Source organism: Chelativorans sp. (assembly GCF_031180965.1).
In the GTDB taxonomy this organism is placed as follows: domain Bacteria; phylum Pseudomonadota; class Alphaproteobacteria; order Rhizobiales; family Rhizobiaceae; genus Chelativorans.
On sequence record NZ_JAPSLH010000001.1, the window covers coordinates 95,502 to 108,359 of the forward strand.

At 64.8% G+C, this 12,858-nt stretch carries 18 protein-coding genes; 11 read left to right on the plus strand and 7 right to left on the minus strand.

Going from position 1 to position 12,858, the window contains the following annotated elements:
• Position 1 precedes the first annotated feature (1 nt).
• Complete coding sequence (locus RIN79_RS00450) at positions 2–649, minus strand: thiamine diphosphokinase (RefSeq protein WP_309082626.1); 648 nt, start codon at positions 647–649, stop codon at positions 2–4.
• Positions 650–704: 55 nt separating this feature from the next.
• On the minus strand, positions 705–1,685 hold the full coding sequence (locus tag RIN79_RS00455; protein WP_309082822.1) for an NAD(P)H-quinone oxidoreductase: 981 nt from the start codon (positions 1,683–1,685) through the stop codon (positions 705–707).
• 143 nt (positions 1,686–1,828) lie between these two features.
• Between RIN79_RS00455 and RIN79_RS00460 the strand changes: the two genes are divergently transcribed.
• Together RIN79_RS00460 and RIN79_RS00465 are read left to right on the plus strand one after the other, a co-directional pair.
• Positions 1,829–2,014 carry a DUF1192 domain-containing protein gene (locus RIN79_RS00460; RefSeq protein WP_309082823.1) on the plus strand — a complete coding sequence of 62 codons (186 nt, stop codon included), beginning with the start codon at positions 1,829–1,831 and terminating at the stop codon, positions 2,012–2,014.
• Positions 2,015–2,097: 83 nt separating this feature from the next.
• A complete protein-coding gene (locus RIN79_RS00465) occupies positions 2,098–3,372 on the plus strand; it encodes an MFS transporter (RefSeq protein WP_309082627.1) in 1,275 nt (424 codons plus the stop codon).
• A gap of 98 nt (positions 3,373–3,470) precedes the next feature.
• On the opposite strand, the gene RIN79_RS00470 is transcribed toward RIN79_RS00465, so the two are convergent.
• A complete protein-coding gene (locus tag RIN79_RS00470; RefSeq protein WP_309082628.1) occupies positions 3,471–3,650 on the minus strand; it encodes a DUF465 domain-containing protein in 180 nt (59 codons plus the stop codon).
• A 257-nt stretch (positions 3,651–3,907) separates the two neighbouring features.
• On the opposite strand from RIN79_RS00470, the gene RIN79_RS00475 reads away from it, so the two are divergent.
• The 3 genes from RIN79_RS00475 to RIN79_RS00485 all read left to right on the plus strand — a co-directional run bounded on the left by RIN79_RS00475 (position 3,908) and on the right by RIN79_RS00485 (position 5,774).
• Entirely contained in the window at positions 3,908–4,111 is a 204-nt protein-coding gene (locus tag RIN79_RS00475) for a YdcH family protein (protein WP_309082824.1), read from the plus strand.
• A 65-nt stretch (positions 4,112–4,176) separates the two neighbouring features.
• Positions 4,177–4,674 (plus strand): 5-(carboxyamino)imidazole ribonucleotide mutase, encoded by a 498-nt coding sequence (gene purE / locus RIN79_RS00480; RefSeq protein ID WP_309082629.1) that lies wholly within the window; start codon positions 4,177–4,179, stop codon positions 4,672–4,674.
• Positions 4,671–5,774 carry a 5-(carboxyamino)imidazole ribonucleotide synthase gene (locus RIN79_RS00485; protein ID WP_309082631.1) on the plus strand — a complete coding sequence of 368 codons (1,104 nt, stop codon included), beginning with the start codon at positions 4,671–4,673 and terminating at the stop codon, positions 5,772–5,774. Before purE ends, RIN79_RS00485 begins: the two co-directional genes overlap by 4 nt.
• 191 nt (positions 5,775–5,965) lie before the next feature.
• On the opposite strand, the gene RIN79_RS00490 is transcribed toward RIN79_RS00485, so the two are convergent.
• Positions 5,966–6,181 carry a lysozyme inhibitor LprI family protein gene (locus RIN79_RS00490; RefSeq protein ID WP_309082632.1) on the minus strand — a complete coding sequence of 72 codons (216 nt, stop codon included), beginning with the start codon at positions 6,179–6,181 and terminating at the stop codon, positions 5,966–5,968.
• Positions 6,182–6,334: 153 nt separating this feature from the next.
• Between RIN79_RS00490 and ykgO the strand changes: the two genes are divergently transcribed.
• Both ykgO and RIN79_RS00500 read left to right on the plus strand, forming a co-directional pair.
• A complete protein-coding gene (gene ykgO, locus RIN79_RS00495) occupies positions 6,335–6,460 on the plus strand; it encodes a type B 50S ribosomal protein L36 (RefSeq protein WP_011582571.1) in 126 nt (41 codons plus the stop codon).
• Positions 6,461–6,528: 68 nt separating this feature from the next.
• Positions 6,529–7,116 carry a tetratricopeptide repeat protein gene (locus tag RIN79_RS00500; protein ID WP_309082633.1) on the plus strand — a complete coding sequence of 196 codons (588 nt, stop codon included), beginning with the start codon at positions 6,529–6,531 and terminating at the stop codon, positions 7,114–7,116.
• A 100-nt stretch (positions 7,117–7,216) separates the two neighbouring features.
• Here the strand turns inward: RIN79_RS00500 and pyk are convergent, their stop codons facing one another.
• The gene (gene pyk / locus RIN79_RS00505) at positions 7,217–8,653 is read right to left on the minus strand and encodes a pyruvate kinase (protein ID WP_309082634.1); all 1,437 of its coding nucleotides are present in this window, start codon (positions 8,651–8,653) and stop codon (positions 7,217–7,219) included.
• A complete protein-coding gene (locus RIN79_RS00510; protein ID WP_309082636.1) occupies positions 8,650–9,129 on the minus strand; it encodes a DUF1036 domain-containing protein in 480 nt (159 codons plus the stop codon). Before RIN79_RS00510 ends, pyk begins: the two co-directional genes overlap by 4 nt.
• 154 nt (positions 9,130–9,283) lie before the next feature.
• Here RIN79_RS00510 and RIN79_RS00515 point away from each other — a divergent pair, with 154 nt between their 5' ends.
• The 4 genes from RIN79_RS00515 (at position 9,284) to RIN79_RS00530 (ending at position 12,178) form a co-directional block, all read left to right on the plus strand.
• Positions 9,284–10,093 (plus strand): N-formylglutamate amidohydrolase, encoded by an 810-nt coding sequence (locus RIN79_RS00515; protein ID WP_309082825.1) that lies wholly within the window; start codon positions 9,284–9,286, stop codon positions 10,091–10,093.
• Positions 10,090–10,374: a DUF1244 domain-containing protein gene (locus RIN79_RS00520; protein WP_309082638.1), complete on the plus strand. Its 285-nt coding sequence runs from the start codon at positions 10,090–10,092 to the stop codon at positions 10,372–10,374. Before RIN79_RS00515 ends, RIN79_RS00520 begins: the two co-directional genes overlap by 4 nt.
• 94 nt (positions 10,375–10,468) lie before the next feature.
• Positions 10,469–10,912 carry a MarR family transcriptional regulator gene (locus RIN79_RS00525; RefSeq protein WP_309082640.1) on the plus strand — a complete coding sequence of 148 codons (444 nt, stop codon included), beginning with the start codon at positions 10,469–10,471 and terminating at the stop codon, positions 10,910–10,912.
• 33 nt (positions 10,913–10,945) lie between these two features.
• Positions 10,946–12,178: a multidrug effflux MFS transporter gene (locus RIN79_RS00530; protein WP_309082641.1), complete on the plus strand. Its 1,233-nt coding sequence runs from the start codon at positions 10,946–10,948 to the stop codon at positions 12,176–12,178.
• On the opposite strand, the gene RIN79_RS00535 is transcribed toward RIN79_RS00530, so the two are convergent.
• Entirely contained in the window at positions 12,175–12,819 is a 645-nt protein-coding gene (locus tag RIN79_RS00535) for a carbonic anhydrase (protein WP_309082642.1), read from the minus strand. The genes RIN79_RS00530 and RIN79_RS00535 overlap by 4 nt on opposite strands.
• Positions 12,820–12,858: the final 39 nt, after the last annotated feature.

The window sequence follows — 12,858 nt, forward strand, 5'->3', positions numbered from 1 at the left end:
GTCAGACCTTTTCTTCAGGCACGAGATCGGCAACGAGCAGGGCCCGCCCCTGGCCCAGCGTCACCGCAAGCTTTCCACGCACCATGTTGGAAAGCGTCAGCGAGGAGGCGAAGGGCACTTCCACCGCTTCGAGCGGCCATTTGGCCCCCTCCACGGTGAGACCTGAAAGATCGGTGAAAGCGAGGATGCTGAACAGCGTGCCGTCTTCGAAATCGAATGCATGGCGCTCGCCCGTCGTAAGCGGCCGGCCTTCCTGGCTGCCGCTCGAAAGCAATGTCGGTATGCCCTTTTCCGCCAGCCGCACCGCCTGGGCGAGATGCAGATAGGCGTGGTCGGGGCGCGCGCCGCCAAACGCGCCCACCAGGATGAGCGATGTGGCCCCAAGGCCGAGCGCCGCCTCGATCGCCAGTTCGCCGTCGGTCTTGTCCTTGTCGGCCGGAAACACCTCGCGCGCAACCTCGGGGAAGGTGCCGCGCATCTCGTCCGGCACCGAATCGAAATCGCCCAGCCAAAGTTCAGGCTCGAGCCCGAGCGCTGCTGCGTGGCGCATGCCCGAATCGGCGGCGATTGCGCGCGTGCCGGAGACTTGGGCCAGCAGGCGCCGCGTGCGGCAGACCTCGCCGCCAAGCAGAATGGAAAATCGGCTCATGGCGGGGCCTTATCATGGCCGCGGGTTTCGGTGGAAGCCCGGCTGCTCGGCACCGTCAGGCGACATCGAGGACGATCTTGCCGATATGAACGCTTTCCTCCATGCGCTCATGCGCCCGCCATGCCTCGCGCAGCGGAAAGATCGTATCCATCACCGGGGCGATCTTGCGTGTTGCCAGCAGCGGCCAGACACGCGCCTCGAGTTCGGCGGCGATATGCGCCTTGAACTCGATGCTGCGCGGCCTCAACGTCGATCCCGTATGCGTCAGCCGCTTGACCATGAGTTTCGAGAAATCCGTCTTGGCCGACGCGCCGCCGAGCACCGCGATCTGCACGATGCGCCCATCCATGGCCGCCGCCGCATAGTTCCGCTCTATATAGTCCCCGCCCACCATATCGAGGATGACGTCGGCGCCCCGGCCCTCCGTCGCCTCCTTCACGGCGAGAACGAAATCCTCCGCGCGGTAGTTGATCGCGCGCCGGGCTCCCAGCTTCAGGCATGCCTCGCATTTTTCCGCCGAGCCCGCCGTAGCGATGACCGCCGCGCCGAAGGCGGTACCCAGCTGGATGGCGGTGGTGCCGATTCCCGACGAGCCGCCATGCACGAGCAGCGTCTCGCCGGGCTTGAGCGCGCCCCGCTCGAATACGTTGTGCCAGACGGTGAAGAATGTTTCAGGCAGCGCGGCGGCCTCGGTGAAGGTGAAGCCCTGTGGGATGGGCAGCGCGTTCGTCTCGTGCACCAGACAGTATTCGGCATAGGCGCCCCCGGGCGTCAGAGCCGTCACCTGGTCGCCGAGGCGCCAGCGCCGCACTCCGGGGCCGATGGCGGCGACCTCGCCCGCCGCTTCCAGCCCCGGCAGGTCGGACGCGCCGGGCGGCGGCGGATAGATCCCCTTGCGCTGGGCGACATCGGGCCGGTTGACGCCGGCTGCCTTCACCTTGATGAGGATCTCGCCCTGGCCCGGCTTCGGCACCGGCCGCTCTTCCGGCTTCAGCACCATCGGGCCGCCGGGCTCGCTGATGGCCACCGCCGTCATCGTCTCGGGAAGAGATTGCGATGTCATGCTAAAGCCTTCTTTCTGCAATTCCTCATGCGCCTTGACGGCGGGAGCATTGCCTCTTTCTTTGCCGCTTATGTATTGTCTGCATGTTTGTCGCAACGAATTGCGGAACGGCTATGATGGACGAGGATGCGGCGCCACGGCCGAGCAAGTACACGATCGGCCAGGATCTTTCGACCCTGTCGGTCGAGGAATTGAGACGGACGATCGCCCTCCTGCGCGAGGAGATCGCGCGGCTGGAGCAGGAATTGCGTTCCAAGGATTCCACCAAGGCAGCCGCCGACGCGCTTTTCCGGCGCAGCTGACGGGCGGTCTAGGCTGAAGCTTTGATTCGCCGCGGCCATTCGACCGCGGCTCACCAGGGTTGGCAGGAAAGGCGCATCCGGTCATGCTCTCCTCCTTCGGCTCGATCGTAGCCCTGCTCATCGGCACCGCCTTCCTGCTCGGCGGCTCCGGGCTCTTCGGTCTTCTCATCCCCCTGCGCGGCCAGTACGAGGACTTTTCCACCACCGCGCTTGGGCTGCTCGGCACCGGCTGGGCGGGGGGGTTCATCGCCGGCTGCTATTTCGGGCCGCGCTTGGTGCGCCGCGTGGGACATGTGCGCGCCTTCGGCGCCTTTGCCGCGACGGGTGCAATCGTGGCCCTGCTCAATGGCATCTGGATCGAGGAAGCGGTCTGGTTCGTGCTGCGCATCTTCACCGGCTTCACCATGGCCGGCGCTTTCATGGTGATCGAGAGCTGGCTCAACGAGCGCTCGACAAACGAGACGCGCGGCCGGGTCTTCGGCCTCTATATGATGGTGACCTACGCCTCCATCATGGCGGGACAGATGATCGTCACCTTGGGCGATGTGACGACGCCGACTCTTTTCATGGCTACCGGTATCCTGTTCTGCTTTGCCCTTCTGCCCACCGCCGTATCGACGGCGGTGACCCCTGCGCCGCTTGCGGATGTGAGGCTGGACTTCCGGAAGCTTTACGCCCATTCGCCGATCGCCGTCGTCGCCTGTGTTTTGATCGGCATCGCCAATGGCGCCTGGGGAACGCTCGGCGCGGTCTATGGCGCGCAGATCGGCATCGCGACCTTCGAGATTGCGGTGATGATGAGCATTGCCGTCATCGCCGGCGCGGTGGCGCAGGTCCCCACCGGCAGGCTCTCCGACCGCACGGACCGGCGCTTCGTTTTGGCCGGCTGCGCGCTGGGAGCGGCCATCACGGGGCTTCTCATTTTCGCCGCCGCACCGCGGGCCGGAACAGTGGTTATCGCCATGACCGGCCTTTATGGGCTGATGGCCTATTCGCTCTACCCCATTGCCGTCGCCCACGCCAACGACCACGCATCGAGCACGGAGTTCGTCAAGGTCTCGAGCGGGCTTCTGCTGCTTTATGGCGTCGGCACCATGATCGGGCCGATGCTGGCCGGCGTGGTGATGCAATGGCTTCGCCCCGAAAGTCTCTTCCTCGCCACCGCCGGCGCGCATCTTGGCATTGCGGCCTATGCGGTCTTGCGCATTTCGCGGCGCGCCCCGGTTCCGGTCGAGGACCGCGACACCTTCATGACGCTGCCTGCCCAACCCGCCGCGACGCACCAGAGCGCAATGATGGACCCGCGCGCGGACACCGAAACGAGGACGGAGGAGGTGAAGAAAGAAGCGGCCGAATAGATGCCGTCATGCGCTCTGGGATGCGGGTGGCTATTGATAGCGCCCCTGCGCGCTAGAGGGCGCGCAAGGGGCTGAATAAGCCTTTGGAGTTCCCGGAGTCAGTGCCGGGTCTGCTGTTCCCTAAGTCGTTCCATCTCGTCCTTCAGGGCGAGCTTGCGTCTTTTAAGCTGGGCGATTTCGAGTGCGTCGATCGAGGGATGCGTCAGTGCATTGCTGATCTCGCGCTCGAGTTCCCCGTGCTTGCGCTGGAGCTCTGCGAGATGAGTTTCAAGCGACATGGGTGCCTCCATTTAGGTTGATATAACCCGCCCGGAATGCTCCCGCCCTTGTTCCATGACGGTACAGTGACAGTGTGCCATCATCGGATGCGAATGTCGAATGTTAAGAGCAGGATTTGCTCAGATTGGTCACCTCTTTTCCGGCCCCAGATTTATCGCAGCGCCGAAACATGATAGAAGCCGGACCTTGCTTTCCCAATCCGGGACGGGCCAACCGCAACCGCAGAACACCTGCCGGAGACAACCGCACAGTGAACATGTCGGAACAGGAAGAGGCAGAGATTCGCCTCGAATTCGCCCGCCTGAAGCAGGACCACGCCGATTTCGACGCGGCCATTAACGCGATGATGGCCATGGGATGCGATCCTCTGCAGATACAACGAATGAAGAAAAAGAAGCTGGCCATCAAGGACCGTCTCCAACAGCTGGAAGACCGGATCATCCCCGACATCATCGCCTGAATGCCAACTTGCCGATTCTCCCGCATTCGGTTAGGCCACACTCCTGACAACGCACGGAGTCCGGCATGAGCCAGCATCGAGCCGACGTCGCCATCATCATGGGGAGCCAGTCGGACTGGGACACGATGCGCCACGCAGCCGAGACGCTCGAGGCCCTCGAAATCTCCCATGATGTCCGCATCGTCTCGGCCCATCGCACGCCCGAGCGGCTATACGCCTTCGCCAAGGGGGCAAAGGAGCAGGGCTTCCGCGTTATCATAGCCGGGGCGGGTGGCGCGGCCCATCTGCCCGGCATGACGGCGGCGCTGACGCCGCTTCCCGTTTTTGGCGTTCCCGTCCAGTCCAAGGCCTTGTCGGGTCAGGATTCGCTTCTCTCCATCGTGCAGATGCCGGCCGGCATTCCCGTCGGCACGCTGGCCATAGGACACGCCGGCGCCGTGAACGCGGCACTTCTCGCCGCAGCGGTGCTTGCCCTCTCCGACGAGGGTCTGGCGGGGCGTCTTGATGCCTGGCGCGCCACCCAGTCCGCCGCGGTGGCTGAACACCCGGTGGAGGACACATGAAGGCTCCGCTCGAGCCCGGCGCGACAATCGGCATCATCGGCGGGGGCCAGCTTGGCCGCATGCTCGCCATGGCGGCAGCCAGGCTGGGATATCATGCCGCGATTCTGGAGCCGGACCCCACATGTCCCGCAGCCGAGGTGGCGCGCCGGCACATGGCAGCGCCCTACGAGGACGCTGAGGCGCTTGGCCAGCTGGCGGCATTAAGCGATGTGGTCACCTACGAGTTCGAGAATGTTCCGGTTGGGGCGGTCCGCAGCCTTGTCGACCGGGTTCCCGTCAATCCGCCGCCGGAAGCCTTGGAGATCGCGCAGGACAGGTTTTCCGAGAAAGTCTTCCTCAACTCGTTGGGCATCGCCACGGCGCCTTTCGCCACGGTGGACGGCGACAGCGATCTCGCGCAGGCGCTTGCTCGCTTCGGCGGCAATGGCGTGCTGAAGACCCGCCGGCTCGGCTATGACGGCAAGGGACAGCGCGTGTTCCGCGACGCGAATCCTAAAGCCGTTGAGGGGACCTACGCGGCAATGGGCGGCGTTCCCCTCATATTGGAGGGGCTGGTCGCCTTCGAAAAGGAGATCTCCGTTATCGCGGCGAGAGGCATGGATGGCTCGGTCGCCGCCTATGACCCGGCGGAAAACATCCACAAGAACGGGATCCTCTTCAGCTCCACCGTTCCGGCCGACATTCCCCCGGCCACCGCCGATGCGGCTCGCAACGCGGCGCTCTCCATCGTCACGGCACTCGACTACGTCGGGGTGATGGGGGTGGAGTTCTTCGTCGCCGAGGGCGGGGCGCTTTTGGCCAACGAGATTGCTCCCCGGGTGCACAATTCCGGCCATTGGACCGAGGCTGCCTGCGCCGTCTCGCAATTCGAGCAGCATATCCGCGCGGTCGCCGGCCTGCCTCTGGGCGCTACTGCCCGCCATTGCGATTGCGTGATGGAGAACCTCTTGGGCGCGGAGCAGGATCGGGCGGCTGAGCTGCTCGCCGAACCCGATCTGGTGCTGCATCTATACGGCAAGGCCGAGCCGCGCCCGGGCCGAAAGATGGGCCATTTCACGCGGCTTTTCCCGCCCGGCAAGCGCCACCTCCAATCGCGCTGAGGTCCGAGCCCTAGGGAGATGGGCAGACGCCCTCGCCTTCCTCCATGCAGCGCAGGAGATCCCGGAAGTCCGCGGCCCTCTGGTCAGTTTCCTTCATGCGACAGCCCGCCAGGACCATCGGATAGATGGATCGCCCTTGCTGCCCGAGCTCCGGAATCGCATTCCACGTCGCGAAAGGCGATCCAGGCCCGCTACGCCCTGCGCAAAAGCGCCTGCGCCTCCTCGTCCCCGTCAAGGCGTCTCAGGACGGTGCCGTAGAGCCGGTTCAGCTCCGCGTCCGAGCGGTCGTATTCCTGTCCGGCACAGGTGTTGAGCTCCGCCCGGGTGTCGGAATTTGCGCAGTCGATCGCAACAGTCGGAAGCGGCGCGGCGACCACAATCATCGCAAGCGTCAGAGACAGGCGCATTCATCCTCCCTCGGTTCGACCCTCGGAGCTTGACAAGAAAGGCGCGCCTCGTCTATGTGCGGCATCGATTTCTGGCGCGCCGCAGGGCGCGCCTTCCGTTTCGGCCATCGGGGCCATCACACTTACGGCCCTCGGGCCATGGCGGGCAGAACAATGAAGATCAGGAATTCGCTCAAGGCGTTGAAGGGCCGTCACCGCGAGAACCGCATGGTTCGCCGCAAGGGCCGCATCTACATCATCAACAAGTCCAACCCGCGCTACAAGGCGCGCCAGGGCTGATCCCGGCGAAAGCCGCGCTTAGCGCGGTTTCTCCTTTATTCTGGCGCAAAGGCGGGTATTCTTGCCTTATGCGCCGCTTTCTCGTTTCACTATGCTTCCTCGCAACGCTGCTTGCGCCGCCCTACGCAGCGGCGCAGACCAATGAGGCGTCCCGATCCTCCGCACAAGGAGACGGCGCGGAGCGACTGGACGAGCTCTTTGCCGAGCTGAGGCAGGAGCGCAACGAAGTGGCCGCGCGCCGCATCGCCGGCCGCATTCGCCAGGAGTGGCAGCGTTCAGGTGGGGAGACCGCCGATCTGCTCCTCCAATGGGCGCAGAAGGCGGCTTCGGAACAGAAGTTCCACGTCGCGCTCGATCTGCTCGACCAGGCCGTCGTCCTCTATCCCGACTATGTCGAGAGCTGGAACAGCCGCGCGCTCGTTCATCTGATGATGAATGATTTCGACCGCGCCATGTCCGACCTGTCCCGTGTGCTCGCCGTGGAGCCGCGCCATTTCGGCGCCATGAGCGGCCTGGCGGGCATCCTGCGCGTGACCGGCAATACCGACCGGGCGATCGAGCTCTACCGCCGGATGCTCGAAATCTACCCGATGCAGCGCAGCGCCCAGCGCGCCCTGCTCGATTTGGCGGACGAGAAGACCGACGAGCGTCTCTAAGGCAAATGCATCGGCTGGACACACTCGCCGGGCTAGACTGCCCGGCGGGTGATTGCCCGCAAGCGCTGTATCTTGCGCAAACGGATGCGGATAAATCCGGCTAGAGTCCGCCGAGCCCGTCCGAGCCGATGTAGGCAATCCGCAGCATGTTGGTGGCGCCGGGCGTCCTCAGCGGTACGCCGGCGGTGATGATCACCCGGTCTCCCGGCTTGGCGAACTGCTCCTCATAGGCAATGCGGCAGGCGCGATCGACCATGTCGTCGAGATCGGATGCATCCTCGGAGACCACGCAATGCGTACCCCAGACCAGGCTGAGCCGTCTTGTCGTCTCCACCACCGGCGACAGCGCGATGATCGGCACGCGCGGCCTTTCGCGCGCCGCCCTCAGGCCCGTCGTACCGGAAGCCGTATAGGTGATGATGGCGGCGAGATTCAGCGTCTCGGCGATTTGGCGGGATGCGAGCGAGATGGCATCCGCCCCTGTCGCCTCCGGCCCTGTGCGCTGAGCGTTGATGATGTCGTTGAAGGTCGGGTCGCGCTCCACCTGCGTGGCGATGGCGTTCATCATGGCCACCGCTTCGGCCGGGTACTGGCCCGCGGCCGATTCGGCCGAGAGCATCACCGCATCCGCCCCTTCGAAGACCGCTGTCGCGACGTCCGACACCTCGGCTCGCGTCGGCACGGGCGCGGAGATCATCGATTCCAGCATCTGCGTGGCCACGACCACGGGCTTGCCGGCGCGCCGGCAGGCGCGCGTGATCTGCTTCTGGATGCCAGGCACCGCCTCAAGCGGCATTTCCACGCCGAGATCGCCGCGCGCAACCATCAGTGCGTCTGAGAGTTCCAGGATTTCCGACAGCCGCTTGACGGCTTGCGGCTTCTCGATCTTGGCCATCAGCGCCGCGCGCCCCCGCGCCACTTTGCGCACCTCCGCCAGATCCTGCGGCCGCTGGATGAAGGAAAGGGCGATCCAGTCGACCCCCGTCGAAAGCACTGCGTCAAGATCGCGCCTGTCCTTCTCCGTCAGCGCGCCGAGCGGCAGCTCGGTATCGGGCAGGCTCACGCCCTTGCGATCGGAGATCTTGTTCCCGGCGATCACGCGGCAGAGGATTGAGCGCCCATCGGTCTTAACCGCCGCCAATTGCAGGCGCCCGTCGTCGATCAGGAGACGATGCCCAGGCTCGACCGACTTGAGGATTTCCGGATGCGGCAGGTGCACGCGCGTGGAATCGCCTGGCGTCGGATCGTCATCAAGCACGAATTCCTGCCCGACCGCGAGGGTGGCGCTCTTATCGGCGAAGGTGCCGACGCGCAGCTTGGGTCCCTGAAGATCGGCGAGGATGCCTATGGGCCGGCCCACCTGCGTTTCCACGCTGCGGATGCGCGCCACCAGTTCGCGCATGGTCGGATGGTCCGTGTGGCTCATATTGATGCGGAACGCGTCGGCGCCCGCCTCATACAGCCTGGCGATCGTCTCCTCGTCGGAAGAAGCCGGCCCGAGTGTCGCCAGTATCTTGACCTTGCGGCTCCGCCTCATGGATTGGCGGCCCCCGTGAGGGCCGGAATGCCGTCCTGTGACGGACCGTCGGTCAGCTGCACCATCCAGTTCTCCTGGTCCCCCGTGTCATATTCCTGAAAGCCGGCGCGCTGGAACCCGCGCGCAATGCAATCCCTGGCGCCCGAAATCTTGAACGTATCGTCCGAGACGCACATCTGCGTGGGCCCTTCCCAGCGCCCGCCACGCGTCGCATCTTCGGCGTAGAGATAGTAGTAGCGCGACTGAAGCGGCCCATCGAGCAGGGTCTCGCAATTCTTCGGCTTCACGTGCCACCACCCCTCGCTGACCCAGCCCGCAGCCGTGCGGTAGCCGATCGCCACCCCGACGAGGTTCTGCGTGGCATTGCAGACGCGGAAATCCGCGAGCGCCGGCATACTGCCGGTAAGAACGATGCCTGCCCCGGCGGCGAACGCCAACGCGCTCCTCTGGACCGTCCGATAGCTGATGAATCGCATGATTGTTGCTCTGCGAACCTGGTTGGAACCCTTTTCCGCAAACTGCATGGCTGTGTCAACGCGCCTGCGCGGCCTTGTCGCTGGCCGATGCAGCCATTGCGCGGTCACGCGCTTCGTGGGAAGACCTCGGCTTTCCAATCCCTCCCTGCCCGGCATGATACGCACCTCCCTTTTCGCGCCCTTCGAGATCATTGACGGCGACCGCGCCAAGGGTCTGGTGCTGGTGGCGGACCACGCCTTCAACCTTCTGCCGGAGGAGTATGGCGATCTTGGGCTCTCCCCAGCCGAGTTCAACAGGCACATCGCCTATGACATCGGCGTGGAAGCGGTGACGCGCAGGCTTGCCAAGCTCACCGGCGCGCCTGCCGTGATGGCCCGCTTTTCCCGTCTTCTCATCGACCCCAACCGTGGTCCCGACGATCCGACCCTAATACGCCAGCTCTATGACGGCACTGTGGTGCCCGGCAATTACCCCATGCGGCCGGAAGAGCGACACAAGCGGCTGGAAAGTTTCTACGAGCCCTATCACGATGCGGTGGCGGCCCTCATCGCCTCCACCGCGTCGGCCTGCGGCGCAGCTCCGCTGGTGATCTCCATCCACTCCTTCACGCCCTTCATGCAGGGGCGGGAGCGCCCGTGGCATGTCGGCATCCTCTGGGACCGCGACCCGCGCGCGCCGAAGTTGCTTCTGCAGGCCCTTTCCCGCGAGCCCAACCTCATCGTCGGCGACAACGAGCCCTATGACGGCGCGTTGCGCGGCGACACCATGTTCCGTCACTGCACCGCTAGCGGCTTCGCGCACGCCCTCATCGAGATCCGCCAGGACCTGATTGTCGCAGATACCGGGGCTGCCGAATGGGCAGAGCGCCTTGCGCCGATACTTGACGCCATCAACCGCCATCCCGATATGCACGAGATAAAGTTCTTTGGCTCCCGCACCGGGCCCATCGGGGTGGATCGATGACCGATCTTTCGCAAGACCAGAAGCGCGATCTTGAAGCTGCGGCCTTCCGTCGCCTGGTGGAGCATCTGCGTGCGCGGACCGATGTGCAGAACATCGACCTGATGAACCTCGCCGGCTTCTGCCGCAATTGCCTTGCCAACTGGTATCTGGAAGCCGCCGAAGAGGCCGGCGTCGCGCTGTCGAAGGAACAATCGCGCGAGATCATCTACGGCATGCCTTATGCCGAGTGGCGCGAGAAATATCAGGCTGGACCGACCGTCCGCGTGACCGGGAGCCATTGACGGGCGCGTCAGGCTCCGGCTTACTGCTTGACAGGGCCAGCAGCGCGTCTCTAATACAGAATTGATAAGCATCCCTTACGTTCCGTCTAGTACAGTGAGCATCAAGATCGACCCCGACACTTTCGGCTTTCTGCTCAGCGACCTTGCTCGTTCGATTCGCGCGGATCTCGACCAGCGTATCCTGAAGGAAGGAATAGGGATCACTCCCGGGGAGGCGCGCACCCTTCTGCACGCCGCGCGCGCCGGCGAAATGCGCCAGAACGTGCTGGCCGAGCGAATGGGGCTGGAGGCCATGACCCTGAGCTCCTACCTCGACCGCCTTGAGGAGCGCGGGCTTATACAGAGAGTCCCTGACCCGTCCGACCGTCGGGCGAAGCTGGTTCGCCTCACCGACGCGGCAGACGCCGCGCTCCAGGCGATCATGCGCGTGACGACCGAGGTGCGCAGAAAGGCGCGCGGCGACATGAGCGACGACGAATGGGCCTTGCTCAATCAGCTCCTGAGAAGAGTGCGCGCCAATTTCTCTGGCGGCGCGTGACTTGGTTTCCGATCGGCATTTGAAAGCGGCGCGATGACCATCCACAGCGAAGCCGTTCCCGCGCCCGTGATGAGCGAGAGGCGCGTCAGCCTCATCGGTGCCATGCTGGTTGCCGTAGGCCCGATTTCGCTCGCCCTCTACACCCCCGCCATGCCGCAGATCGTGGAGGCCTTCGGAACGACCGAGGCGGCGGTGAAAATGACGCTGTCGCTCTATTTCGCCGGATTTGCGGTAGCGCAGCTCTTCTGCGGGCCGCTCTCCGACGGGCTGGGCCGCAAGCCGGTCACCTTCGCCTTCATGGGCATTTATGCCGTCGCCAGCCTGCTTGCGGTGGTGGCGCCTACAGTCGAGCTTCTGATCGCCGCCCGCTTCCTGCAGGGCGTGGGTGCGGCCGTGGGGGTCGCCGTGTCCCGCGCCCTCGTGCGCGACCTCTTCACGCAGGAACAGTCCGCCCGCATCATGAACCTGATGGGCATCATCCTCGCCGCCGGGCCGGCCCTCGCGCCAACGATCGGCGGGCTCACCATGGAGCTCGCCGGCTGGCACGCGATATTCCTGATCATGCTTGCCTGCGGCTTCGTGATCGTGTTCATCGTGCAATTCTGGATGCGGGAGACCGTGACCCGCGATATGTCCCGCATCAGCCCGCGCGGACTCCTCCAGGCCTATTCGCAGCTGCTGCGCAGCCCCTATTTCCTGGCCTCCAGCCTCGTCACGGCAGGAAGCGTCGGCGCGATGTACACCCAGGCGACGGTGCTCCCCTTCATCCTCATGAACCGGGTCGGCCTCACCCCCGCGGAATTCGGCTTCGGCATGCTGATGCAGTCTGGCATGTTCTTCGCGGGATCGCTCGCCGTCCGTCCCCTCCTGCGGAAGGTGAGCGCCTATCAGCTCGTTCCGGTGGGGCTGTGCTTCATCGCGGCAGGCAGCATCCTGCTTGTGTATTTTCTGAATACGGCGCCCCCCACATTACTGCATGTGATGGGGCCGGTGGGCTTCTATTCTTTCGGCATCGCCTTTGTGATGCCGGCCATGATGACGGCCTCGCTGGCGCCCTTTCCCCGCATTGCGGGGGCCGCGTCGTCTCTCTCGGGCTTCATGCAGATGGGCGCCGGCCTTCTCGGCGGCTCCATCGCCGCCCTGATCGGAGACCCCGTATTGGCGATGGGCGTGGTTATCCCCGCAATGGGAACGATCGCGATTGTGACCTGGCTCTTCTGGCGCCGCCTTCCGGAACCCGCGGCGGCGGCGATCATACGCGGCTAGCGGAGTTCAGGCCGGGCGAAATCGCCGGTTTTCGGGTCCATCACCCAGAGTTCGCCGGAGGAGATGTCGAACCAGGCGCCGTGCAACGTCAGCTTCCCCTTCTGCTCCAAGATGCGCACGCAGGGGAAGGTGCGCAGATTCTCCACCTGAAAGCGGATCGAGACGCGCTCCAGCGCCGTCTGGCGCTCGGACGGCGTCAAGAGATTGTTGCCGGCAATGGCCTCCGCCGCCGGCGCCACGAGGCTCATCCAGCGGCCGATGAAGTCGCCCGGTGAGAGCGGCTCGGCGGCAGGGTTCAGCGCCGCGCCGATGCCGCCGCAGCGCCCATGGCCCATGACGACGATACTCTTCACCTTGAGGCTCTGCACCGCGAATTCGAGCGCGGCGGACGTGCCGTGATGGTGCTCGTCCGGGGCATAGGGCGGCACCAGATTGGCGACATTGCGGACCACGAAGAGTTCGCCGGGTCCTGCATCGAAGATAGTTTCGGGAGCCGCCCGCGAGTCACAGCAGGCGATCACCATTGTCTCGGGCGACTGCCCCTCGCGCGCAAGCGAACGATAGCGCTCGCTTTCCGTGGCATAGCGCGTCGCCATGAAATTGCGATATCCGGCCAGAAGCCGCTCGGGAAGATGTGCCATGGCTTGCGAATAGCCGGGATCGTTAAAAGCCGCAACACC